Origin of the sequence: Salinispora oceanensis, from assembly GCF_000383575.1 — a bacterium.
GTDB classification, from domain to species: Bacteria; Actinomycetota; Actinomycetes; order Mycobacteriales; family Micromonosporaceae; genus Micromonospora; species Micromonospora oceanensis.
The window spans coordinates 3,398,238-3,423,260 of record NZ_KB911579.1 but is presented as its reverse complement, the minus strand read 5'-3'; the positions used below and the strand labels follow the sequence as shown (position 1 = coordinate 3,423,260).

Genomic DNA, 25,023 nt, shown 5'->3' with positions numbered 1-25,023 from the left:
GTGAGGTGTGCTGGGTCCGCCCGACGACGGGCGGACCCAGCAGTGGTTGCGTCAGAGCGCGAGCTTTTCCTGGGTCTGCACATTGAGCCGCTGGATCAGCACGGGGTCAGCGACCCCGTCGTAGACCCGGACATCGTCAACGGCCCCCGAGAGGTGCTCCTGGAACGAGTCGTTGAGGAACGCCCGTCCCACCTGCACCCCACCGGTGGCGACAAACGGCGACACCAGCTCGATCGCCGTTCGAAGCTCTCCGTTGACGTACAGCACCATCTCTCGGGTGTAGCCGTTGTAGACGAGCGCCAGGTGGTCACCCTTGCCGATCAACTTCGGCTTCGCTTCGGTGTTCCCAGTGATCCACTCCGGGCCCACCTCGTCGGTCTCGGTCACGGCCAGCTCCCACTCACCGGCCTCGTTGCAGCGCACCACCACCGAGCTGCCGTGGCTGCCCTTCTGGGAGAAGGCCGTCATCGGAGTGCCTTCGCAGCTGCTGGTCAGCTTGACCCGGCCGCTGATCGAGAAGCTGCCCGCCATGTCGGCGTTGGTGGGCGTGGTGGCGTAGCTGTCCGCGCTGCCGGTGAGCGCGAGGTGGCCACCCCCGAGCAGAGCCAGCACCGGATGGTTGAAGACCATCGCGCCGGAGCCGAGGGTGAGCCCCACCCCACCGCCGTGCTCCGGGCTGAGCATGTCGGTCTCCGCGTTCAGCCGCCAGTACGCCTTTCGGCTCGGTGGCGTCTTCTGCAGTGAGGTGACCTCGTCGTCAACGATCAGGCGGTCGAAGACGGCGACGTCGGCCATCGTGCCCTGCCAGTAGTCGGCGTATCCGCTCTTGACAAGCCGGCGACCGAGTTGGAGCGGACCGCGCGACTTCGTCAACGAACGGCGCTCGGCGACGTGCGGCGGGTTGGACCCGACCTGGAGTGACATCTCCTTCTTGCCGCCGTCGAAGATCGCCGTGACGTAGGTCCACTCCGTGGTCGCTGCCTCGGCGGTCACCTCCCACCGACCGAGCGAGTTGACCTCGGTGGTCGGTACCCAAAAGAACCATGCCCCGTTTCGCACGCCCAGCGCGAAGCCCGGCTCACCGGTGCCGTCCTGGCTCACCGCCACCTGCTGGCGGGAGGGATCATCGACCTTGAACCAGCCGCTGACGGCGAAACTGGTGGAGGTGTCGGTCAGCACGCTGCTCGCCGTGGTGAGATAGCCGGCGCTCGTCCCGTCGAGTTGGGCCGCCGTGTCGGAGGCGCCGCCCGGCCCCTGCACACCGAAGGTGACGCCGCTACCAACGGTCGCGTCGTTGCCGCCGAGCGCGTCGTCCGCCATGTCCTGTCCGGCGACCTCGCCGAGGGCCCAGGCAGCGGTCGGCGGCCGCTTACCCACCCGGAAGGTGCAGGAGGCGATGGTGCTCGACCGGCCGGCGCGGTCAACGGCCTGGACGTTGATCGTCCGCGGGCCCTCCCTTTCCGGGTACCAGTCGGCCAACGTCACCGGCCCGCCGTCCATGGTGGGCCGCAGCACGTTGACTCCTGGCACGGGGTTGGTGTTGAAGCCGTACCGGTACTCCACCACGTCGGTCGCGGCGGAGTCGAAGGTGAAGCTGCCAGGGATACCGATCGAGCCCAGCCACTCGTCGCTTTCGATGCAGAGTGGGGCGTCTGCCGTCCCGTTGTCCGCCGCGTCCTGCGGCAGGTACACGGCGGAATCCACGTCCGGCGGGGTCGGGCTCGACTTGTCATACCGGAACTGACAGACATTGCGGGATCCGTCGCTGCTCCACGGCCCCCAGCTGGTGTTGTCGCTGGCCCGTACCTCCCACGAGATCGGCACGTTCTGCGCGATGTCGCTCGGCACCGTGTACGAGAAGACCGATCCGCTGGCCTTCAACGGTGTTGTGTAACTACGCGACTGCGCCGTCCCACCGCTCGGCGTCCAGGTCACCTTGAACTGGGCCTTGATCTGCTCGGTGTGCGCCGAGGAGTGGTCCGGGTCCCGCAGCACCGCGTTCAGCCGTGGGGGCACGTCCACATAGGGTGCCCCCGCGCCATAGACACACTGCCCACCCGGAGACATCGTGAGCTCGTTCTCGTTCGCGATCAGGGGTGCCCGGTTGTACTGCACGGAGAGGACCCCGTTGTCGCAGAACCGCTTCGTGTGCACCCCGCTGGTCTCGTTGACCGATCGCAGACCGAGGGTCACCGTGCTCCACCCATTTCTCGCTGCCAGCTCCACGGCGGCCTTCGCGTTCCACTCCGTGTTCTGGTTGGTGGACGTACAGCTCGACTTGGTGCTGGTGGGAGAGCTGGTGGCGAGGTGCTTCGCTCCGGACCACCCGGAGCCACCAGGCTGGTTGTTCCAGTTGGTGGCGGAGCTGATCCCGGCTGGCATCAGGTAGAGCGCGGCCGCTCGGGCCGTGCTGTTGTAGACGTGCTGCAAGGTCACCCTGAACTCCGCCTTCAGGATCGTTCGACCCGAGTACGGGGTGGCGAGCCGGTAAAACAGCCGCTTGACCTTGGAGTTGAAGCACGAGCTGGGGCAGCGCCCGATCCGTTCGTGCCGCTTGTTGTCGAACTTCCAGTACTCCTCGTTGGGATAGCCGCTGTCGACCATCGCCCAGCCACTGTTGGTGCTGCTCTGCCAGACCGGGTCGATGTAGAGCGGGAAGGACGTCGCCGGATCGGTCAACATGCCCTGATCCGGGGTCAGCGTCAGCACGTTCTCGGCGTATTCCAGCTCGACCGGCGCCACTTTCGACGCGTCACCCGGGCCCTGCGCGGAAGCCGCACCAGGATCGGTCGAGGTAACGCTGGTGCCGCTGGCGGAACGCAGGGCCTTGGCGGCCAGCGCTCCACCGCCCTCCTGGGGGCCGTTGTCCCACATGGTCGGCGCGTCGGCCTGAAGGACCGGGTTGTTGGTGGCCGGGTCCAGCGCCACCACGCCACCCTCCGGGGTTTCCTCAATCGTCAACCCGACAGTGGTGACACCGAGCCGAAGGTCCTGCAGTTCGGGAAGCTCGGCCGCCTCCGGCGTCTTGACCACCAGCACGTGGGAGAAGCCCTCGACCGTTACGTTCGTGACCAGGTCCACGTCCGGGAGCACGTTCGAATACGTCGCCTGGCTGTCCACCACGACCGGCTCGGGTAGCGGACCGTGCGGCCAGGTCAGGGTCATACTCTTCTGATCCCGCGTCGCCACCGTCAGCGGCACATCGCCGCCTGGGGAGAGCTGGATGCCGAGCAACGCCGCGCTCGGGCCGTACGAGCCATCCGGCTGGACCACCAACGTCGCGTCGGCAGGAACCCAGTCATCCCCCTGAGTGACCCGGACCGGCTGGGTGTAGTCGTTGGCGATCAACGTCCCGTCCGGCTGCGCGAACACGTCGCGGTACTCCGTGCGTAGCGCCAGCACCTCCACCGGCTGGTCAAGCTCCTTCGCCGCTACCAGCGCCTCCGCCTCGGTGTCCCGGACCGGCTCCTCCGCCAACGCGGCGGTCGGAACCAACGGCACCGCCTCGTGCGGCTGCACGAACACCATCCCGGCCAACAGGCCGAGCATGCCGGCCACCAGCCCGACCCTGAACAGCCCGTCCCGCCGACGCCTGCGACGAACCACCGTACGTTCCTCCCCCGGTGAACTCTGCGTTGTCATGTGTGCCATCACCCGATCGCCGCGCCGAAGGCGTCCCCGCCGGCGGGGATTCCGCCCTGACCGGGCTGCCAGGTAGTGCTCGGCGATGTCGCGCCGTCCGCCAGGCTGGACCAGGCGAATCCGTACACCGCCGGATCGCGATACGGAGTACCGACGTACAGCTGTTGCGAGGTGGCCCCGAGACTGACGCCGATCAACTCCTGTGTCACGGCGCTGCCGGGCAGGCTGGCGGCTTCGCGCTGGATCGTTGTCGGCGTGCCGATCGGGTCGGCCAGAGCGGGGATCACCAGTACGCGACCCGCGTCGAGCAGGTCGCCCGCGTCCGCACCGGGAGCGCCGACGGCCAGGAACATGGTGTCGTTCGTGCCGTCGCTGGCCGGCTCGGTGTTCACCACCGCGACGTCCTCGCCCAGGTAGGCGCCATCCTCCAGGGCGTGGGTGAACCCAGGCAGCTCCGTGAAGGTCGCCTCGGCGGTGACGTGGAACCGTTGTACCAAGCCCGCGTCTGCCACCACGGTGTTGGATTCTTCGACGTTGATGTCCTCACCAGGAGCCCCGACCACCACCAGCGAGTCCGCCTGGTCCGCCGCGGCACCAGCCGGCCGGTAGGGCGCGATCGAAATTGCTTTACCGAAGAGGTCGTTGGCCTCTGCCACGCCCGACACGTTGGCGACGTTCTGGTGAAAATTCACCGCCAGTCTCGGGCTACCATCGACCAATTCGTAGCTGCTGAACACGCCGACAGCTCCCGCGAACACCTCAGGACCGATCGCCTCACCCGGGGAGCCGATGGCGAAGTGATTAGACGAGGCCGCCACCGCGTAGCCCACGCGGTCGTCCTGCTCGACCACGCCCGGGATGAGCTCCCCGGCCTGGAAGAGCACGTTGAGGTTTCCGCGGAAGTAGTGCGCCACACCGGCATCGACCGAGCCGCCGATGTCCTCGCTCGGGGCCCCGACCACAAGATAGGGCTCCCCGGTTAGGGAAACCGCACCAGCCACGGCGAACCCGAACTGGTCGTCGGCCTCGGCCTGCTCGGGAGTGGCACCCGCACCCTGGTGGAAGGTCAACGACGCGGGCCCCCGCGCGAGTCCGTCCGGCGTGCCGAGCAGGACGTACGTGACACCTGCGTCTTCCGTTGTCGCCAGGTCCTCGAAGGGCACCCCGACCGCGAGGTCAGTACAACCGTCGTTGTTCGCGTCATACGCCGAGACGGAGTGCCCGAACTGGTCACCCGCCCCGACCGCGCCCGACACCTGGGAGTTGCCCTCATGCAAGGTTTCGACCGTGCCCGCGCCGCCGCCGTACACCAGCCGGATGTGACCCGCCTTGTCCTTGCCCTCGACGGTCGCTTCCGGATCGGCGATAGCGATGTCAGCAATGCCATCCCCGTTGAAGTCGCTGTCCGTACCGCCGACACAGCCGGTCACCGGGGCATCCGTGGCGTATACCTGCATCTCGCAGAACGACGACCAGACATCGCTGCCGGAGACACCATCGGCGGCCTTCACCCGCCAGCGGTAGATGCCACCGTCCACGAAATCGCCGGCCGGGACCGTCGTCGCCGCCGTGGCACCGGACGCCACACTATTGAAGCTGACCGAGCCGACCGGACGGTCGGCATTCATCGCCCACCATTCGAAGGTGACCGCCATCGCCGTTCCATCCCCGTCCGAGACGGTCGCCTTGAACTGCGGGGTGAGCGTATTCACCAGCGGACGGTCCGTGCCCGTCACGCAACTGGTGCTCGGAGCGGTCGAGCGGGACTCCACCGTCGGCCACGAGTTGTAGGTCACCGACGCCTTCGGGTCCTGCGAGGGGCTGGCACCCTCCCGGGACCGGAACTGCTTGAAAGCGGAGGTGTCCGTCTCGTCGCTCGCGCGGAGCCCCATACCCGCCCGGGTCTTGTTCGCCGTGGCAGCCCGCTGGAAGAAGCTCTTCCCGTCAATCGTCGCCCACGCGTCACTACACTCGAACGAACCGTGCGTCGACGTCGAGGTAGCTTCCTTGGTGAACCACTCCGGCTGGTTCGTGATCGTGGTCGTGTAGGTCGACGTCCCCGTCGTCCAAATCTCCCAGGGCCTCGGCGTGCAGGTGCCTGACCAAAAGTTCCAGAACGACACCGTTGACGCGGTGACCTGCTTCCCGACGAGCACCGTCGTATCCCAGGTGAGGAACGAGCGCGTCAGTTCCGTCGGGGTGGTTCCCAACAGCCCGACCTGCAGATCGTTCCGCTGGTTTTGATCGCTGGTCACGGTCTCCCGCACGTACGTGTCGAACGTCGTCCCCAGCGGATTGACCGTTGGGTCGATAGTGACCGGGTAGACCGTAGAGTCGCTACGCAGCCAGTCCAGATCCGGGGTCAGCGTTAGCTCGACGCGACCGCTCCGATCGACGACATCCGTGCGGACCCGCTTTTCGTTGACAGGACTACCAACAATGTCCTTCCGCGCATCCCACATAAGGGGAGCGGGAATGCGTGCCGTCTGCTCACCCGCACGATCCCTCAGCAGGACCGAACCGTCGGCACCACGGGTTGAGGAATCCACACCAGAGCCGGAGAACACGTAGTCAACTTCGCCGACGCTGGCCAGGGCAGCCCGGTTCTTGACTACCAGAAACTGCTCGAACCCGAGACGGGTCGCCTCCACCACCAGGTCGACGCCGGGTCGGGCGTCCGGGTAGGTCGCCCGGTTGGCCTCCAACACCGGCTTTGGCAACGCTCCGGACCACCCCATCGCGACCCGGCCCTCATCCAGGACCACCGCGGCGAGCTCGTGCTCGCCCGCGCCCTGGGCACCCGAGATCCAGAGATCGTTCGGATGGGCCGCGGGTCGCACCGAGCCGTCCGGTCCCGCCTGCAGTGTCAGGTCCACTCGGACCCACATCCCGTCCCGGCGGAAGCGTTGGATGCCGGCGGCGATGTCCGCCCGGAACTGCCCCGTCGGCAGTGCGTACACCTCGGTTGTCTCCGAGGTCAGACTCTTCACCTGCACCGGCTCGCCGCTCTCGCGGGCAGCCCGCAGGGAGACCGCCTCGTCAGAGCGACTCTCCACGCCACCTGTCACGCCATCCGGTCCCGCAGCCAGGAACTCCGCTGGCTCGCCCGGCACGCTCGCCAACCCGGCCACCGTCAACACGGCGACACTCACAGCCAGGCACGAACGAACGGCGGCCGTCATCCGACGCGCCACAGACCCTCCCCCGCACGATCTTCACGTTTGCGCAGAGGACCTTAGGAGCACCTTTCCCCAAAGCGCAAGAACAACTACAAAGGGTGAGGAGGAATAGCTCGAAACGGGCGATAGAGTTTCCCGTAGCTGCGGCTTGTAAGATCTACTCAAAAACCATAGTAAGTAATTATAAAGGGAATTCGACTTTCACAGGGCGCTTATGCTCTCAATAAAGTTCAAGAATTACTAAAACTTCCCTACCTGTCAAAGCGGCCAATAATGACTGGAAATACCCGCTGCCGGGCGGACTGGTTGGGTACCCGCTACCGAGGCGCACCGTCGAGTGGCAGCAGTCGCACCGGCCCCCGACCGAGCAGCGCCAACGGGTCCAGATAGATGTCGCCGCGGCGCAGACCCCAGTGCAGGCATGCCGGAGCCCGGCAGCCCGGGTGCCCGGCCCGCAGCCGACCGACCGGCACGCCGGCCCGGACCGGCGTGCCAACCTCGACATCGGAGTGCACCGGCTCGTAGGTGGTCCGCAGGCCGGCGGCGTGGGTCACGGTGAGCACCGGGCGGCCAGCCACGGCACCGGCGAAGGTGACCACCCCATCGCCCGCCGCAACCACCGGCATGCCTGCGGCGGCGGCTAGGTCGACGCCGCGGTGGCCGGGCAACCAGGGCTGCGGCGGCGGGTCGAACCGTCGCACGACCGGCGGCGTCCCCGGCAGCGGCCACTGGAAGGTCGGAAACGCCCCGGACGACGGGGAGCCCACCAACAGCGACCTGAGCCCAACCACCGGTGCGGCGGGGACGGCGGGCGTGGTGACCAGCCCGACGCTGAGCAGGATGGCGAGGATCGGGGACAGCTCCATGGCGGCAGCCTGCCCGGACGGCCGGTCGGCGGCCACCCCCCACCCAGCTCACCTGTGGATAGCCACAACACTGTGGAGGGAGTACGGGAAGCGATTCGATCTGCTATGCGGGGCCGGCCTGGGTCCGCCGGGTGGGATCGGGGTGACGTGCGGTCAGGGCGACGGCGCTGGGCCCGCTGGGGGGTAAGGGAGAGTCAGCGAGGTCCAGAGGTCAGTTGCCGAACCCGGAGTCGGCCGGCAGCGAGATATCCGGCTTCTCCAGCTCTTCCACGTTGACATCCTTAAACGTCATTACCCGGACGTTCTTGACGAACCGGGCAGGACGATACATGTCCCACACCCAGGCGTCGTGCATCTCGACCTCGAAGTAAACCTCACCGTCCGAGTTACGGACGTGCAGGTCGACCTGGTTCGCCAGATAGAACCGACGCTCGGTCTCCACAACGTAGGAGAACTGGCGGACAATGTCGCGGTACTCCCGGTAGAGCTGCAGCTCCATCTCTGTCTCGTACTTTTCGAGATCTTCCGCGCTCATCCCATCCCGCCTTCCATGGCCACATCATTCCCCACCGACGCCGCAGCCCAGGGCCGCTCGCCCAACGCCACGCCGACGGTACCCTTTACCGCCCCAGCGCGTTCCATCGCCTCGTCGGCCGCGGCGACCAGCGGTCGCCGGGCCCGGGGTGGGGCCCCGTGTCGGCCGGAGACGGTCGCGACATTGACGTACGAGAACCGGTGCTCTGGGCACGGCCCGCGCTCCCGCAGCGCGGCCGAGTGCTCGGCGGTGATGTAGCCCTTGTGCTCCGCGAACCCGTAACCAGGGAACTCCAGGTCCAGCTCCACCATGATCCGATCTCGGGTGACCTTGGCCAGCACACTGGCTGCCGCGACACAGGCCGCGACCCGGTCGCCCTTCCAGACCGCCAAGCCGGGCACGTCCAGCCCGTCCACCCCGAAGCCGTCGGTCAGCACGTACTCCGGTGGGGTGGCCAGCGACGCCAGCGCACGACGCATCGCCGCCAGGTTGCACACGTGCAGTCCGCGCAGGTCCACCTCCGCCGCCGGGATCACCACCACCGCGTACGCCGACGCCCGAGCGACGACCTCCGTGTACACCCGCTCCCGGCTGGCCGGGGTGAGCAGCTTGGAGTCGGCGAGTCCGTCGATCTCGCCGCGCCGCCCCGGCGGCAGGATGGCGGCGGCGGCCACCAGGGGGCCGGCGCAGGCACCCCGGCCGGCCTCGTCGGCGCCGGCCACCCGCCCAAATCCGCGTCGTTGCAGGGCGCGCTCCAACGCATAGAGCCCGCCGTCGCGACGGACGACGGTACGCGGCGGCGTCAGCATGGCCCACCCCTGTCCGCGCTCACCCACGGCTCAACGATCAGGAGCTGGCCGGACGCGCCGACGAGCAGCACCCGGGCGGCGCGACGGGGGGCGTGGGCGACGGTCACCATCCCAGCCTGCCAGACGCCTTCGCCGTCGCCTACCGGGCCTACCCGGCCCACCGGCTCAGCTTCCGGGCCGGGGAATCGGGGCGTACTGCTCGGGCACGCTCAGCCAACGTGCCCGGTCCAGCGGCCAGAAGATCGTGAAGGCCCGGCCGACGAGACGATCCTCGGGGACGGTCGCCTCGTGGACGTCCTCCCCCGACTGCTGCCAGTGCTGCAACGAGTCGCCCGAGGCCGATCGGTGGTCGCCCATCACCCAGAGCCGCCCCCGCGGGATGGTGACATCAAAATCCTGGTCAGCGGGCTGGTCCCGCTCGCCGCCGACGGAGTAGAGGTAGGGCTCATCTAGCGCGACCCCGTTGATCGTGATCCGCCCCTGTTCGTCGCAGCAGACCACGTGGTCGCCGCCGATGCCGATGACCCGCTTGATGAAGTCCTCCCCGTCCGGGCTCCAGGAGGTCGGCGCCTTGAAGACGACCACCTCGCCTCGTTTCGGCGAGCGAAAGTCGTACACCAGCTTGTTGACCAGCACCCGATCGTCGATCTGGAGGGTGTTCTCCATCGACGGCGACGGGATGAAGAAGGTCTGCAACACAAAGGCACGTACCAGCACCGCGACCAGAATCGCCACGCCCAGGAGAATTGGCAGCTCCTTCCAGAAGGAGTTGCGGGACTTGTCGGTCTGCTCGTCAATCACGGAATGGAGCCTACGTTGCCGAGCTGGGCGGCACCGGACGGAACGCGCGAGAACTGAGCCACGCGGCCGGGAGCGGGAGGAGCAGCAGCGCGCCACCGTCCGGGCTCGGCCGAACCGGCGGTGGCTCACTGGTCGGGGAACCCGCCGCCGCCGGAACGTTCGCGAAGACCTCTGGAGTGGAGAGTGCAGCCCACCGCGACGACGGCCACACCACGCCGACCGCCCGTCCGACCACATTGTCAATCGGCACCGGACCCTGGCACCGGGCGTCCTGGGAGACCAGCCGGTTGTCGCCCAGCAGGAAGAGCTGCCCGGGCGGGACGATCACCTCGTCGAAGCGACGCGAACGGCACTCGCCCGGATTCGGCGGGAGGTCCAGCGGCGAGTCGCGCCACACGTACGGCTCGTTGATGGCGATGCCGTTGACGAGCACTCGCCCCTGCTCATCGCAGCAGCTCACCCGGTCGCCCGGCAGCCCGATCACCCGCTTGATGAAGTCCTTCTCGCCGGGGCCACCGACCCCCACCAGATCAGCGAAGGTGGCGGTGAGCCGGGGCAGGAATCCCGGGTCGGGCTCCTCGTCGAGCTGGGCGGCCCACCGCTCCGGGCCGCGGAAGACCACCACCTCGCCCCGCACCGGGTCCCGTACGTCGTAGACGACCTTGTTGACCAGCACCCGGTCTCCGACGAGCAGCGTCTCGGTCATCGAGCCGGACGGGATGAAGAACACCTGAAGGAGGAAGGTCCGAATCAGCACCGCCAGGCAGAAGGCGACCGTCAGCAGCAGCGGCAGCTCCTGCCAGAGCGGCAACGGCCGGCGGCGCCGCGTTCGGCGACGGCGTGGATCGACCGTGCCGTCCTCGTCGCGCGTCTGCACCACGCCTCCCCGGTCCGCAGAAACGACACTACCGCCCGGGGACCTGGTCGAGGTCTCCGGACGGCAGTGGACACCTGCCCCGCCGCTGGGCGGGGCGTCCGGCTGCGTTGGCACGTCCCGGCGGGTGCCCTCCGGTTCGTACACCATACGCGCAGCTCAGGACGGGTGGTGCAGCACGATTCAGCTCGGCTGCTTCTCCCGCTTCTCCTTGATCTTCGCCTTCTTGCCGCGCAGCTCACGGAGGTAGTAGAGCTTGGCCCGCCGGACATCACCGCGGGTCACGACCTCGATGCGGTCGATGGCCGGGCTGTTGATCGGGTAGGTGCGCTCGACCCCCACCCCAAAGCTGATCTTGCGGACCAGGAAGGTCTCCCGCAGACCGTCACCCTGACGACGGATGACGACGCCCTGGAAGATCTGGACCCGGGACCGGTTTCCCTCGACGACCCGTGCGTGCACCTTGACGGTGTCACCGGCGCGGAAATCGGGAACGTCGGTCCGCTTCGACTGGGCGTCAAGCGCGTCCAGGATGTTCATCGCTGCGTCCTCGCGAGGCTCACGGCGCATCGTCAGTCGATGCGCGAATGGGTGATTCTGACCCCCGGATGGCCGCCGGCACTCGCCGGCCCCGGTCGAGGGTCCTCGCAGCCACCCGCGGCGCGGTCGACTGCGGCAACCCCCTATTTTGCCACATCGCTGGGGGCAGCCGGGAACCCGGCCTGCTCCAACGTCGCCCGGTCCTGCCGGTCCAGGCACTCCGGAGCCAGCGCGGCGACCATGTCGGGGCGCCGGGCGACCGTCCGCACGAGGGCCTCATCCCGGCGCCAGCGGGCGATCTTCCCGTGGTCCCCGGAGCGAAGCACCGCCGGCACCTCCTGGCCCCGCCAGGCAGCCGGCTTGGTGTACATCGGCGCCTCCAGCAGCCCGTGCGCGTGCGACTCCTCGTCCAGCGAGCCAACGTTGCCGAGCACCCCGGGCAGCAGCCGGGTCACCGCCTCCAGGATCACCAGCACCGCCACCTCGCCGCCGAAGAGCACATAGTCACCGAGGGAGACCTCGGTGACCGGCATCCGACTCGCAGCGTGCTCAAGCACCCGCTGGTCAATCCCCTCGTACCGGCCACAGGCGAAGAGTAGGTGCGGCTCGGCGGCCAGTTCGTGGGCCAGCGCCTGGGTCAATGGAGCACCAGCCGGCGTGGGCACCAACAGCCGGGGCGGGTCAGCTTCCGGCGGGGCGAGGGCGTCCAGCGCCTCCCCCCACGGCTCCGGTCGCATCACCATCCCCGGCCCCCCACCGTACGGGGTGTCGTCGACCGTCCGGTGCACGTCGTGGGTCCAGGTCCGGAGGTCGTGCACGGCCAACTGGAGGTGGCCACCGGCCCGGGCCCTGCCGATCAGCGACAGGTCCAGCGGAGCGAAGTACTCCGGGAAGATGGACACAACGTCAACGCGCATCGCGGGGCTCCAGCAACTGTGCGGGCCGGGCGGCCTGGCCACACCGGGCACCAGCCGGGGGTCGAACCGGCCCGCCGGGGTCAGCGGTCGAGCAGGCCTACGGGTCAGAGGTCGAGCAGACCGCCGGGCGGATCCACGACCACGCGACCGCCGGCGAGATCAACCTCGGGAACGATCGCCTGGACGAACGGAATGAACGCATCCCGACGACCGGGTCGGCGCAGCACCAACAGGTCCGCGGCGGGAGCGTGGTCGATCCGGGCGATCTCACCCAGTCGTTCCCCAGCGGGGGTGACCACGGCCAAGCCGACCAGTTGGTGGTCGTGGAACTCCTCCGGGTCCGTTGGCGGGGCCACATCAGCGCGGTCCACCCCGACGAGGGTTCCACGAAGCGCCTCGGCGACGTTACGGTCGAGCACACCCTCGAACGCCACCAGCAGCACCCGCCCCTGATGCCACCGCGCAGCCTCAACGGTCAGTTCACCCGGCACCCGGTACGCACCGTCGTGGGCGGGCACGTTCGCCCCGGGCTCGGTGCGCAGCACCGAGCCCGGGGCGAACCGCGTCTCAGGCTCGTCGGTCCGCACCTCCACGGTCACCTCACCGCGGATCCCGTGCGGTTTGCCGATCCTGCCGACGACGAGCATCAGTACGAGTCGACGATGTCAACGCGTACGCCGCGTCCACCGATGGAACCGATGACCTGGCGCAGCGCCTTCGCGGTCCGCCCGGACCGCCCGATCACCGTGCCGAGGTCCTCCGGGTGCACGCGGATCTCGAGCCGCTTGCCCCGCCGGGAATCGACCAGCCGGACCCGGACATCGTCGGGATTGTCGACGATGCCCTTGACCAGATGCTCCAGCGCTGGACGCAGTGCCACGTCAGCCCTGCTCGCCGGAGCCCGCACCGGCCTGCTCCTCGGTCTTCGGCGCCGCCTCGTCGGTCTTCGGCGCCGCCTCGGCCTTGGCGGCCTTCTTCGCCGGCTTGGCCGGGGTCTCCGCCAGACCGGCGGCGGCCTTCGCCTCAGCCTCGTAGGCCGCCTTGCGGTCGACCCGCTCGGGGGCAACCTTCAGCGGCTCGGGAGCCGGCAGGCCCTTGAACTTCTGCCAGTCGCCGGTCTTCTCCAGCAGGCGCTGCACCGCCTCGCTCGGCTGCGCGCCCACGGAGAGCCAGTACTGCACCCGGTCCGACTTGACCTCGATCACCGAAGGGTCGTGCTTCGGCTGGTAGATCCCGACGAACTCGATCGCCCGGCCGTCACGCTTGGTGCGCGAGTCGGCGATGACGATGCGGTACTGCGGGTTGCGGATCTTGCCCATCCGCAGGAGCCGGATCTTTACGGCCACAGTGTTTTCGCTCCTGTTGTTTCCACCGCCTCTGGACGGGCGGTGCACGGGTGAGCGCGCACTCCGGCACAGTGGGGTTGGGCCGGAGACTGCTCGGGTGGACTGACGTGGTGCCCGGGTAGAGGGCGCCGGACCCACGCCGGATACCAGCAAGCCATTCTGCCAGATCGAACCGAGAAGCCTCACATCGGACCGGCCCCGGCTCACCGTTCGACTATGACGAGGAGCACACCGATTCAGCCCGGGTGGACCGGCGCGCTCGCAGCGGTTGGCTCCGGCGGTCGAGTGGGCGCCGTCGGCGCCGACGGCCGAGTGGGCTCCGGCGGCCGGTGGGCGGTGTCCTCAGCGCGCTGGCGGCCGGTCCCACCCGGGCGGCAGATCCAGCGGGGCGGTCCACTCGACCGGCGGCACGAAATCACACCAGGTGCCGTCGAACGGGAAGTCACCCGCCTCGGCCCGGGCGATCACCCGCTTCCCCTCAGCCCAGACCGCGTCCGGGTCGGGCACCCAGTAGTGCTCCGGGAAGTCGAGCCGCTCGGCGAACTCGTCCTCGTCCTTCCACGCCCAGCGACGGTCCGCGTGGATCAGCACATCAAGATCCTGGTCCACCACGTCAACGCCGGCGAGCCCACCGTCGTCCCAGCGAACACCGTGCTCCTCGAGGTTGACGTACCAATGGGCGAAATGCCCTTGCTCATCCTGGAACAACCAGACCGAGTGCGCGGCCCCGACCGGCAGGAACTTCAGCAGGGGTGGCCCCTGCCACCGCGCGGGCGTCAGTCGGTACCCGGAGACGATCCACTCGGCGAACGGGATCGCCCGCATCCCAACTCCGGCGTCGGTGGTCTCGCTGGCCACCTCGGAGCCCCGGGGAACCCAGAGCAGCAGCCCCCGGTCGTCATCGCTGACCACGCGCGCCGGACGAACCCAACCGATCCGCCCCCGCCGCACGTTGCGGTGCACCACCAACCGCCCAGGCTCGAACCTCACCTGGCCGACCCTACCGCCCGCCGACGACCGCTCGGAACGCCAAGCCCACCCAGCCAAGACCGCTCGGGAACGCCACGCTCACCTAACCGACGACCGGTTAGCCTCGCCGACTGTCTGCGCTCCAACGAGCGCCGGTGGCCCGGTTCGCTCCGCTCGCTGTCGAGCTGCCCCATCTGAGCACCCGAGCCAACTCGGGCCGGATCAGGTCGGACCAGGGTCGGACCTGAGACCGGGTCAGATCTGGTCGGACCGGATCGGTGGCGGCACCGGCCCGGTGCAGGCGCAGCTCAGTAGGCCCGGGACAGGATGGCGACCAGGTCCGGCTCGTCCTCGCTGTCCGGCACCGAGCCATCTGCCCGGATCAGGCACCGCACGGTGACACCCTGGGTGTTCGCCTCCGCCTCGCCCTTGGTACCGACCACCGACCATGGCACCCGGGCCCAGCCCGTCGCCGCGGCCTCGATCGCCTCGGCGAGCGTCCCCACCTCGCGGGTCCGCGACTGCCGGCTGGCGAGCGCCTGGTCGTGCAGCGCCTGCTGGTCGGCGTCGAGCGCCGCGCGTACCACGGCGACCACGTCGGCGACCGGAACCGGGGACTTCGAGCCGTCCGTCCGCCGGACCACGACCGCGTTCCCCGCGGCCAGATCGCGAGGGCCGATCTCAACGCGGATCGGATAGCCGCGCAACTCCGCGTCCACCGCGCGACGTCCGAAGGGGGTGTCGGTCCGGTCGTCAAGGGCGACCCGCACGCCGGCGTCCCGCAGCGCGTCGTGCAGCCGTGCCGCGGCCTCGCCGACCCCCTCGCCGTCCTTGACGACCATCACGTACGCCTGGACCGGCGCGAGCTTCGGCGGCACCCGCAGGCCATTGTCGTCGCCGTGGCACATGATCAGACCACCGAGCATCCGGGTGGAGGTGCCCCACGAGGTGGTCCAGGCGTACTCCCGACCCCCCTCGGCCGAGGTGTAGCTGATGTCGAAGGCGCGGCCGAAGTTCTGCCCCAGCTCGTGGCTGGTGCCCAGCTGGAGCGCCTTGCCGTCACCCATCATGCCCTCAAGGGTGTAGGTGGCGGTCGCACCGGCGAAACGCTCCCGGGCCGTCTTGAGGCCCACCTGCACCGGGATGGCGAGGACATTGACCATCAGGTCCTCGTACGCCTCGTGCAGAATCCGTCGCGCGTAGGCGCGGGCGTCCTCGCGGGTCGTATGTGCGGTGTGCCCCTCCTGCCAGAGGAACTCGCTGGTCCGCAGGAAGATGCGGGGGCGCAGCTCCCAGCGGACCACGTTCGCCCACTGGTTGAGCAGCAACGGCAGGTCCCGGTACGAGTCGACCCACTTGGCCATGAACTCGCCGATGACGGTCTCGCTGGTCGGGCGAACCACGACCGGCTCGGCGAGCTGCTTACCGCCGCCGTGGGTAACCACCGCCAGCTCCGGCGAGAAGCCCTCGACGTGCTCGGCCTCGCGTTTGAGGTGGCCCTCCGGGATGAAGAGCGGGAAGTACGCGTTCTCCGCGCCGGCAGCCTTGATCCGGTTGTCCATCTCGGCCTGCATCCGCTCCCAGATGGCGTAGCCGGCTGGTCGGATCACCATGGTCCCCCGGACCGGGCCGTTGTCGGCCAGCTTCGCCTTGGCGATCAGGTCCTGGTACCAGCGGGGGAAGTCCTCCGCACGGGGAGTGAGCACGCGCGCCATGACCGCACATCCTATGTGCCGCCGGGGCGGTCGCCGTCAGCGGGCGGTCGCTCCACGCCGGACTACTGACCCGCCCCGGGGTGGATCAGCGCAGTACCCGGCCGCGGAGGACGACGCGGGCGGGGGATCGGACGACGCGGAGGTCTTGCCGTGGATCCTCCGGGTAGACGACCAGATCGGCCCGGCCTCCCTCGACCAGGCCGGGAAAGCCGAGCCACTCGCGGGCCCGCCAGGAGGCGGCGGCGAGGACGGCCTCGGCGGGCATCCCGGCCTCTTCGTGCAGCAGCAGCATCTCCTCGGCGGCCAGACCGTGCGCGATGCCACCGCCGGCATCCGTGCCGACGTAGATCGGCACGCCGGCCTGGTAGGCGGCGCGGACCACCTCGGGGAAGCGGTCCCGCAGGGCGAGCATGTGGTCGGCGTAGCCGGGGAACTTCGCCCGCGCCTGGTCGGCGATGCCGCCAAAGGTCCGTATGTTGATCATGGTTGGTACGAGCGCGGTGCCCTGCCGGGCCATCACGTCGATCAGGTCCAGGCTCAGACCGGTGCCGTGTTCCACCGAGTCGACCCCGGCCCGCACCATGATGTCGACGGCGGACTCGGAGAAGGTGTGCACGGCGGCGCGGGCCCCGGCGGCGTGCGCGGCTCGAACCGCGGCGGTCATGGTCTCCGCGTCCCAGGCCGGGGCGAGGTCGCCGACGCCGCGATCGATCCAGTCGCCGACCAGCTTGACCCAGCCATTACCGGCGTCCGCCTGCGCGGCGACGGTCGCGGCCACCTCTGCCGCGTCGACCTCCACCCCGACGCCGCGCAGGTAGCGCTTCGGTGGGGCGACGTGCCGGCCGGCCCGGGCCAGCCGCGGCAGGTCCGGGGCGTCGTCGAGCTCCGGATACGGGTACGGGGAGCCGGCGTCCCGGATGGCGAGCACCCCGGCGTCGCGGTTGACCTGGGCCAGCTCGCGGGCCTGGTCGAGCGAGGTGATCGGTGCCCCGCCCCGGGCGATGCCGATGTGGCAGTGCGCGTCGGTCAGGCCGGGGAGCAGGAAGCCACCATCCGCGATGGTCTCCGCGTCGGCCACCGGCTGGAAGGTCACCCGGTCACCGACCAGCCAGATGTCCCGGACCTCATCTTCGGGCAGGAGCACACCGCGCACGTGCAAAGCCATACGCTCAGTCCTACCTGATCGCTTGCCAGGGCGTGCGGGCAGGCCACCGCCGATGGGCCACAGACGACGCGACAGGCCGCGGTCCGCCGACGGACCACGGTCACCGCCGACAGGCCACGGTCCGCCGACGGGGCCACGGCCGGCGCCGACGGGCGACGGCCGGCGTTCGATCAGTGGCGATCAGTACCGGCCCCGCCCCGTCTCGAACCCGGTCATCGGGGGCGCTGGTCCCCCTTGCCGAGCTTGTTGAAGTCAATCTTCGGAAGCTTGAATCCCGGTGGTAGCCCCTGGCCGGCCAGGTCGTCGGGGCCCAGGCCCGGCGGCAGCTGCGGCATGCCAGCGGGGAAGCCGCCCCGCGCCCCCGTGCCGGCCCGCGACCGACCGCCACCCTTCCCGCCCTTGCGCTTATTCTTCGGCGACTTGGTCGCCTTTCGGCGCCCGCCGGGCAGACCCATCATGCCGCCCATCTGCTTCATCATCTTCTGGGCGTCGGTGAAGCGATTGAGTAGCTGGTTGACGTCCATCACAGTAACCCCGGAGCCGTTGGCGATGCGGGCCCGGCGTGAACCGTTGATGATCTTCGGGTTGGTGCGCTCGGCCGGGGTCATCGACCGGATGATCGCGGTAACCCGATCGAAGTGTTTGTCGTCCACCTCGGCGAGCTGGTCTTTCATCTGGCCCATGCCCGGCATCATGGCCAGCACGTTGGCGATCGGCCCCATCCGCCGAACGGCGATGAGCTGGTCGAGGAAGTCCTCCAGGGTGAACTGCTCACCGCCCATCAGCTTGGCGGTCATCTTCTCTTTCTGATCGACGTCGAAGGCCTGTTCGGCCTGCTCGATCAGGGTGAGAACGTCGCCCATGCCGAGAATCCGGCTGGCCATCCGGTCCGGGTGGAAGACGTCGAAGTCCTCCAGCTTCTCGCCGGTGGAGGCGAAGAGGATCGGCTGGCCGGTGACCTCCCGGACCGACAGCGCGGCACCACCACGGGCGTCACCGTCGAGCTTGGAGAGGACCACACCGGTGATGCCGACACCGTCCCGGAACGCCTCCGCGGTGCGCACCGCGTCCTGGCCAACCATGGCGTCAATGACGAAGATGACCTCGTCCGGGTTGACCGCGTCCCGGATGTCGGCCGCCTGCTGCATCATCTCGGCGTCGATACCGAGGCGGCCGGCCGTGTCCACGATGACGATGTCCCGGGCAGCCCGACGAGCGTGCTCGATCGAGGCACGAGCCACCTGCACCGGGTCGCCGACGCCATTGCCGGGCTCCGGGGAGTACACCTCCACGCCGGCACGACCGCCGAGCACCTGAAGCTGCCCGACGGCGTTGGGGCGCTGCAGGTCGGCGGCGACCAGCAGCGGCTGGTGGCCCTGACCGCGCAACCAACTGGCCAACTTGCCGGCGAGTGTGGTCTTGCCGGAGCCCTGGAGGCCGGCCAGCATGATCACGGTCGGCGGCTGCTTGGCGAACTGAAGCCGCCGTGCCTCACCACCGAGGACGTTGACCAACTCTTCGTTAACGATCTTGACGATCTGCTGGGCCGGGTTCAGCGCCTGGGAGACCTCGGCGCCCCGCGCCCGCTCCTTGACTCGTGCGATGAAGCCCTTGACCACCGGCAGCGCCACGTCCGCCTCCAGCAACGCGAGGCGGATCTCGCGGGCGGTGGCGTCGATGTCGGCGTCGGTGAGCCGTCCCTTACCGCGGAGCTTGGTGAAGATCCCGGACAGGCGGTCACTCAAGGTGTCAAACACGCGAACATCCCGTTTGTCAGAGTTCTGGTGAGCACGAGCACGGCCGGACGAGCTGTCCAGCCACCGCTAGGGTATCCGGCCCGCGATCCACCCGCTTCCGGCCGGCACACCCGACGCCGCCCGCGTACCTGCCGTCCAGCCGACGGCATACGCCCCCTCATCGCGCCGCAGCCAGGACAGCGGCGGAGATCCGAGCCTGGTCCTCGGCATCCAGCCCGGCGCCGACCAGGTAAAACGCGTCCACCACGGCGGCGCCGAGGGTGGAGATCCGCGCCGCTCGCAGCTGAACTCCCACCTCGTCGAGCGCCGCGCTGACCCGGTAGAGCAGGCCAGCGGCGTCGGCCGCCCGCAGCTCCAACACCACCGCGTCGGTGGCCGCCTCCCGGTACCACCGCACCTGGGGTGCGGGTCCCGCGCCGCCGGCCGCGACGGCCCGCCCCCGCAGCCGCTGGACCACCGAGCCGGCACCGGTCACGGCCCGGCGTAGGTCGGCGCCGAGCGCTACCGGATCCGGCGCGAGGCCGTAGCGGGGTTGGACCCGGAACTCGACCAACGCCCGCCCGGACACCGTTGAGGCGTCCGCGGAGATCACGTCGAGCCGGTGCAGAGCCAGGCAACCGGCCACCGTCGTGAGCAGCCCATGCCGGTGGGCCGCCGCCACCGCCACCTCGTCCCCGGTCACGCGGACCACCGGCAGTGGGCCGGCGACCAACGCCGGATCCGGTACGGGCGGTTCGGGTAACCGACCGGTGTCCAGTGTGGTACGGACCCGGGCCACCAGATCAGCGACGAGCCGTTCCTTCCAGCGCGACCAGGCGGCCGGGCCGGTGGCCGCCGCGTCGGCCCGGACCAGGGCGTGCAGCAGCTCCAGGGTGCTGGTGTCGACGACCTTCGCCGCCACGCCGGCCACGGTCACCGGATCGGCCAGGTCGCGCCGGGTCGCCACCTCGGGCAGGAGCAGGTGCAGCCGGACCAGCCGCCCGATCAGCGCCACCTCGGCCGCGGGCAGGCCGATCCGGGCGGCGACCGCCGCCGCGATCGGTGCGCCGACCTGACTGTGGTCACCGGGTAGCCCCTTGCCCACGTCGTGCAGGAGGGCGCCGAGCAGCAGCAGGTCCGGTCGGTCCACCTCCCGGGTGAGCTGGCTGGCCTCGTACGCGGTCTGCACCAGGTGCCGGTCGAGGGTGAACCGGTGCACCGGGTGGTGCTGCGGCAGGCTCCGGATCCGGGTCCACTCCGGTAGCCAGCCGTCAACCAGCCCGTACCGGTCGCAGGTCTCCCACGCCGACACCAGCCCCGGCCCCGCGCCCAGGAGCGTGACCAGGGCGGCGCGCGCCGCGGCCGGCCAGGGAGTTGGCAGCGGCGGGCAGTAGGCGGCCAGCCACTCGCAGGTGGCCGCCGCGATCGGCAGACCGGTGGTCGCCGCCGCGGCGGCGACCCGCAGGGACAGGCTCGGCTCCGGGCGTACCCCGATCACCGCGCGGGCGAGCACCAGCTCACCGTCGTGCTCCACCACGTCCCGGGCTACCGGCCGGCGGAGCGGTCGGCGGTCGGCACCGCGACGCCGAGCGCGGAGCCGGTCGGCCGCCCGGAGGGCGTCGTCGAGAGCGTGGCTCACCGTCCGGGCGTCGTTGGCGACCCGGCGCAGCAGCAGATCCCCCTCGTGCACCCGCGCCGCCGACAGGTCAGTTCGTGGCTGGCGCAACCCGAGCAGGGCGGCGACACCGTCGCGTTCCGGGGCGACCAGCCGGTCAACCCGCCGACCGGCTCGTAGGTGCAGCGCGTCGCGGGTATCCAGTAGCCGCAGGTGAGCGGCGTGGACCGCGGGCCGGAGCGCGGTGGTGACGCCGGCGCGGGCGATCGCCCGGAGGAGCCCCACGTCGCGAAGTCCGCCAGCAGCCTCCTTGAGGTCCCCCTCGAGCAGGAACGCCAGCTCTCCGTGGGCCTTCCACCGGGCCTCGGTCAGCTCGCGCAGCCCGGGCAGTCGACGCACGGCGCCACGTCGCCACTGGTCGGCGGCCGAGCGAACCAGCCGGTCGGCAAGCGCCTCGTCACCCGCGACGAATCGGGCATCGAGCAGGCCCAGAGCCACCCGGACATCATCCTGGGCGACCGCGAGGGCCTCGGGAACGGTACGTACCGAGTGGTCGAGGCGCAGCCCGGCGTCCCAGACGGGGTACCAGATGCCGGCGGCCAGCTCGTCCACCCCGGGTACGTCGGCGTGCAGCAGCAGCAGGTCGAGGTCCCCGTACGGAGCGCACTCACGGCGGCCGAGCCCGCCCACCGCGACCAGCGCGACCCCTTCCCAGCGGGGCAGCAGCCCGGCGAGCCAGCCGTCGATCGACGCCGCCCGGGCCGCCCGCGCCGCGGCGTCGATCCCGCCAGGAGCACCGGTGACCTCGTTGATCAGGAGGTCCGGTCCGGCCGTACGCTTCTTGATCAACGAGGTCATCGGTACCTACTCCCGCCAGTGGGACGCCTACACGGCGTCGAGGCCGCGTTCGCCGGTACGGACCCGGACGACCTCCTCGACCGCGGTGACCCACACCTTGCCGTCACCGATCTTGCCGGTCCGGGCGGCGGCGACGACGGCGTCAACGATCTTGTCAACATCCAGCTCGTCGGTGAGTACCTCCACCCGGATCTTGGGCAGAAACTCCACCGTGTACTCGGCACCCCGATACACCTCGGTGTGCCCCTTCTGGCGGCCGTAGCCCTGGACCTCGCTGACGGTCAGGCCGGCCACCCCGAGCGCGTGCAGGGCCTCCTTCACCGCGTCCAGCTGGTATGGCTTGATGACCGCGGTCACCAGCTTCATGTCCAACCCCTCCATTCCCGGAACGTTAACCCGTGACCTGCTCGGCGGCGGGCCCGCCGCTCACCGCCGACCACCCGCCGACGAGGCCGACTCGACCTGCTCCGCGGCGCTGCTCTCCCCGGCCGGCTTCCCGCCGGCCAGGCCCGCCGCCGCGAACGCGCCACCACCGGCGGAACCGGCGGCGGGAGAGAGGTCGTAGCCGCTCTCGGCGTGCTCGGCGATGTCGATCCCCTCGACCTCGGCCTCCTTACCGACCCGGAAGCCGATCGTCTTCTCCAGGACAAAGGCGAGGACAAAGGCCACCGCGAAGGAGTAGCCGGTGACGATCAACGCGCTGAGCGCCTGGACGCCCAGCTGGGCCACCCCACCCCCGTAGAAGAGGCCCTCGTCACTGACCAGCGAGCTGACCGACGACGTGCCGAAGAGACCGATCCACAGACAGCCGATCCAGCCACCGACGAAGTGCACGCCGACGACGTCGAGCGAGTCGTCGAAGCCCAGCCGGTACTTCAGACTCACCGCCAGCGCGCAGACCGCACCGGCGACCAGGCCCAGCAGCACCGCGGCCCATGGGGTGATGAAGGCACAGGCCGGGGTGATCGCGACCAGTCCGGCGATGGCGCCGGAGGAGGCGCCGACCAGCGTGGGTCGGCCGTCCCGCGCCTTCTCCACCAGCAACCAGCCGAGTACGGCGGCGGCGGTCGCCACCTGGGTGTTGACGAAGGCCAGCCCGGTGGTCAGGTCCGCGGTCAGTTCGGAGCCGGCGTTGAAGCCGAACCAGCCGAACCAGAGCAGGCCGGCGCCGAGGGCGACCATGGGGACGTTGTGCGGCTTCATCGTCTCCCGGGGCCAGCCGAGCCGCCGGCCCAGCACCAGCACCAGGGCCAGCGCCGCCGCCCCGGCATTGATGTGCACCGCGGTGCCGCCGGCGAAGTCGAGTGCGCCGAGCTCCGCACCGATGAATCCGCCGCCCCACACCCAGTGGGCGACCGGGAAGTAGACCAGACTCGCCCAGCCGACCACGAACAGCAACCAACCGGAGAACTTGGCCCGGTCAGAGATCGCACCGCTGATCAGGGCGACCGTGATGACGGCGAACATCATCTGGAACGCCATGAAGACGTAGAGCGGAATGCCGGTCTCGCCCCACAGGTCGGTCTCCGCCATGAAGGTCTTGGTGCCGAGATACTGGCCGAGGTCGCCGATGACCCCACCCCGGTCCGCACCGAAGGCGGCAGAGAAGCCGTAGAACAACCAGAGAATGCTGACGAGCCCGATCGCGGAAAAGCTCATCATGATCATATTGAGGACGCCCTTGGCCCGGTTGAGGCCGCCGTAGAACAGCGCCAATCCGGGCGTCATGAGCAGCACGATCGCGCTCGACACCAGCAGCCAAGCGGTGTTGCCGGTGTCGATGGTCGGTGCTTCAGGCACGCTGGCCTCCTAAGGTGAAGTTCCCTCCTCACGGCTTCCGAGGCAGCACTGCCCGTCCACCGGTTGCCCGGAAGCCTGCTCGCTCCCTGTTTCCCGCAGCGTCACCCGTCGATTTCCAATCGATGACGACTTGTTTCGCGCGTGTGAAGCGGGCCGCGGACAGCCGAACGGAGGACGCCGCGACCAGCCGATCGGCGACCGAGCACACCCACGGGGCTAGGCCCACGCTGAGTTCCCGCCTGGTTGACGCCGCACAACAGCGGCCCCGTTCCCACCGGAAACCGGCGGGAACGGGGCCCTGGTGGATCTGACGCGGCCGGACCGCTACCCGGAACAGCCGGGTACGTTGACGCAGTTGTTCGGCCGGTTCTTCACGACGACGGTGCCGGTGGCGGTGTTCAGGTTCACCGTTCCACCCACCTCGTTGAAGATACCGCCGCCGTCGGTGACAGCGATGTTCTTGATGATCTTGGAGGTGAACAGGGTGGCCGTACCGGTGGCGGAGTTGAAGATTCCACCGCCCTCCTCACCCGCCTGGTTGCCGGCGACCGAGGTCCGCCGCAGCACCACCTGCCCAGCGTTGAAGATTCCCCCACCGTCGGTGGCAGCGGTGTTGCCTTCGATCCGACTGTCCTCGAGGACCGCCACGGGGGATACCGGAAGCCCCGGTGCAACGAAGAGCCCGCCCGCGGTGAACCCGTTCGCGGTGTTGTTGATGATGCCGACGCGTCGCATCGTGGTCTGACCGAACACCGCGACGCCCCCGGTCTCGCCGGCGGTGTTATCGGCGATCTTCGTATCGGCGATGTAGCCGATCCCCTCCAACTGGATGCCTCCGATACTGGTCTCGGCCTGGTTTCCCGTGATGGAGCTGTGTTCCACTCGGATCGCCGCACCAGGGGCACTGCCAACGCCAGCCCCATTGCTAGCCGTGTTGTTGTCCACCCGTGAGTACCTGACCGTGAGCTGACCCGTGGTGTAGACACCACCACCATTCACGGCGGCGATGTTGCGGCTGATGCTGGAGTGTTCGGCGACAACCGTTCCGCTGTTGGCCACACCTCCACCGTTCTGGTCGGACACGTTGTTCACGACCTCGACGTGCTTCAGGGTGGCGCGGCCGCCAGCGTTCACCAGGAGGCCACCACCGTCGCCTCCAACGGTCTGCCCGCCGGTGATGGTCAGGTGTTTGAGGGTGAGGTCACCACCGACGTCCACGGCGAGAATGCGGAACGGGTCGACCGCGGCGGCGCGCTTGATGGTGGTGTGTTTTCCGCCGTTGAGGGTGATCGGGGTGGTGATGGTGGGGAGGCCGGCATCGTCGAGTTCGGCGGTGAGCAGATAGGTGCAGTCCTTGGCGAGGTCGAGGACAGCGCCACCCCGGGCGTTGGCGAGGGTGATCGCGGCGATCAGTTTGTCCGCGTCGCAGGGGACGGGGATACCCGTCGGGTGGTCTCCCTTGTCGGCACCAGGTCGCCCGTCCGCGCCAGCAGCGGCGGTGGCGGCCCCAATGGTGGCGGTGAGGGCCAGGCCGGCCACACCGGCGAGCCCGACGGCCCACCATCGTGATCTCGCCCGCCCCCTGTCGGGGCGAGCAGGTTCGTGCGTGCGGTGCTGATGGTTCATGTCGTTTCGGTGTCCCTTCCCCCGTTATGG

At 69.5% G+C, this 25,023-nt stretch carries 20 protein-coding genes; all 20 read right to left on the bottom strand.

Annotated elements, in window-relative coordinates; translation table 11 throughout:
* Nucleotides 1-51: 51 nt before the first annotated feature.
* Nucleotides 52-3,549 (bottom strand): LamG domain-containing protein, encoded by a 3,498-nt coding sequence (locus SALPAC4_RS0115995; protein WP_188116873.1) that lies wholly within the window; start codon nucleotides 3,547-3,549, stop codon nucleotides 52-54.
* Nucleotides 3,550-3,650: 101 nt separating this feature from the next.
* Nucleotides 3,651-6,824, bottom strand: a complete 3,174-nt coding sequence (locus tag SALPAC4_RS0115990) for a DNRLRE domain-containing protein (RefSeq protein WP_317888990.1) — start codon at nucleotides 6,822-6,824, stop codon at nucleotides 3,651-3,653.
* A 314-nt stretch (nucleotides 6,825-7,138) separates the two neighbouring features.
* Entirely contained in the window at nucleotides 7,139-7,687 is a 549-nt protein-coding gene (locus tag SALPAC4_RS0115985; RefSeq protein WP_019871173.1) for a M23 family metallopeptidase, read from the bottom strand.
* A 211-nt stretch (nucleotides 7,688-7,898) separates the two neighbouring features.
* On the bottom strand, nucleotides 7,899-8,222 hold the full coding sequence (locus tag SALPAC4_RS0115980) for a DUF2469 domain-containing protein (protein WP_018218957.1): 324 nt from the start codon (nucleotides 8,220-8,222) through the stop codon (nucleotides 7,899-7,901).
* On the bottom strand, nucleotides 8,219-9,031 hold the full coding sequence (locus SALPAC4_RS0115975) for a ribonuclease HII (RefSeq protein ID WP_019871172.1): 813 nt from the start codon (nucleotides 9,029-9,031) through the stop codon (nucleotides 8,219-8,221). Before SALPAC4_RS0115975 ends, SALPAC4_RS0115980 begins: the two co-directional genes overlap by 4 nt.
* A 165-nt stretch (nucleotides 9,032-9,196) precedes the next feature.
* Nucleotides 9,197-9,832 carry a signal peptidase I gene (lepB, locus tag SALPAC4_RS0115965; RefSeq protein ID WP_019871170.1) on the bottom strand — a complete coding sequence of 212 codons (636 nt, stop codon included), beginning with the start codon at nucleotides 9,830-9,832 and terminating at the stop codon, nucleotides 9,197-9,199.
* A 10-nt stretch (nucleotides 9,833-9,842) separates the two neighbouring features.
* On the bottom strand, nucleotides 9,843-10,712 hold the full coding sequence (gene lepB / locus SALPAC4_RS0115960) for a signal peptidase I (RefSeq protein WP_019871169.1): 870 nt from the start codon (nucleotides 10,710-10,712) through the stop codon (nucleotides 9,843-9,845).
* A 177-nt stretch (nucleotides 10,713-10,889) separates the two neighbouring features.
* Nucleotides 10,890-11,246: a 50S ribosomal protein L19 gene (gene rplS / locus SALPAC4_RS0115955; protein ID WP_018218952.1), complete on the bottom strand. Its 357-nt coding sequence runs from the start codon at nucleotides 11,244-11,246 to the stop codon at nucleotides 10,890-10,892.
* 143 nt (nucleotides 11,247-11,389) lie between these two features.
* The gene (trmD, locus tag SALPAC4_RS0115950; RefSeq protein ID WP_027644435.1) at nucleotides 11,390-12,163 is read right to left on the bottom strand and encodes a tRNA (guanosine(37)-N1)-methyltransferase TrmD; all 774 of its coding nucleotides are present in this window, start codon (nucleotides 12,161-12,163) and stop codon (nucleotides 11,390-11,392) included.
* A gap of 104 nt (nucleotides 12,164-12,267) precedes the next feature.
* The gene (rimM, locus tag SALPAC4_RS0115945; RefSeq protein ID WP_019871167.1) at nucleotides 12,268-12,810 is read right to left on the bottom strand and encodes a ribosome maturation factor RimM; all 543 of its coding nucleotides are present in this window, start codon (nucleotides 12,808-12,810) and stop codon (nucleotides 12,268-12,270) included.
* Complete coding sequence (locus SALPAC4_RS0115940) at nucleotides 12,810-13,070, bottom strand: RNA-binding protein (RefSeq protein ID WP_018729918.1); 261 nt, start codon at nucleotides 13,068-13,070, stop codon at nucleotides 12,810-12,812. Before SALPAC4_RS0115940 ends, rimM begins: the two co-directional genes overlap by 1 nt.
* Nucleotides 13,045-13,509 (bottom strand): 30S ribosomal protein S16, encoded by a 465-nt coding sequence (gene rpsP / locus SALPAC4_RS0115935; protein ID WP_018729917.1) that lies wholly within the window; start codon nucleotides 13,507-13,509, stop codon nucleotides 13,045-13,047. The genes SALPAC4_RS0115940 and rpsP overlap by 26 nt, the downstream gene beginning before the upstream one ends.
* A 342-nt stretch (nucleotides 13,510-13,851) precedes the next feature.
* A complete protein-coding gene (locus tag SALPAC4_RS0115930) occupies nucleotides 13,852-14,499 on the bottom strand; it encodes a DUF402 domain-containing protein (protein ID WP_019871166.1) in 648 nt (215 codons plus the stop codon).
* Between the two features lie 287 nt (nucleotides 14,500-14,786).
* A complete protein-coding gene (gene proS, locus SALPAC4_RS0115920; protein ID WP_018729915.1) occupies nucleotides 14,787-16,193 on the bottom strand; it encodes a proline--tRNA ligase in 1,407 nt (468 codons plus the stop codon).
* Nucleotides 16,194-16,278: 85 nt separating this feature from the next.
* Nucleotides 16,279-17,358 (bottom strand): amidohydrolase family protein, encoded by a 1,080-nt coding sequence (locus SALPAC4_RS0115915; RefSeq protein ID WP_019871165.1) that lies wholly within the window; start codon nucleotides 17,356-17,358, stop codon nucleotides 16,279-16,281.
* 212 nt (nucleotides 17,359-17,570) lie between these two features.
* Nucleotides 17,571-19,115 (bottom strand): signal recognition particle protein, encoded by a 1,545-nt coding sequence (gene ffh, locus SALPAC4_RS0115910; RefSeq protein ID WP_018729913.1) that lies wholly within the window; start codon nucleotides 19,113-19,115, stop codon nucleotides 17,571-17,573.
* A 157-nt stretch (nucleotides 19,116-19,272) separates the two neighbouring features.
* On the bottom strand, nucleotides 19,273-21,567 hold the full coding sequence (locus SALPAC4_RS0115905; RefSeq protein WP_019871164.1) for a [protein-PII] uridylyltransferase: 2,295 nt from the start codon (nucleotides 21,565-21,567) through the stop codon (nucleotides 19,273-19,275).
* A gap of 27 nt (nucleotides 21,568-21,594) precedes the next feature.
* Nucleotides 21,595-21,933, bottom strand: a complete 339-nt coding sequence (locus SALPAC4_RS0115900) for a P-II family nitrogen regulator (protein WP_180198442.1) — start codon at nucleotides 21,931-21,933, stop codon at nucleotides 21,595-21,597.
* A 60-nt stretch (nucleotides 21,934-21,993) separates the two neighbouring features.
* Complete coding sequence (locus tag SALPAC4_RS0115895; protein ID WP_019871163.1) at nucleotides 21,994-23,367, bottom strand: ammonium transporter; 1,374 nt, start codon at nucleotides 23,365-23,367, stop codon at nucleotides 21,994-21,996.
* Between the two features lie 324 nt (nucleotides 23,368-23,691).
* Nucleotides 23,692-24,906: a right-handed parallel beta-helix repeat-containing protein gene (locus SALPAC4_RS0115890; RefSeq protein ID WP_019871162.1), complete on the bottom strand. Its 1,215-nt coding sequence runs from the start codon at nucleotides 24,904-24,906 to the stop codon at nucleotides 23,692-23,694.
* Nucleotides 24,907-25,023: the final 117 nt, after the last annotated feature.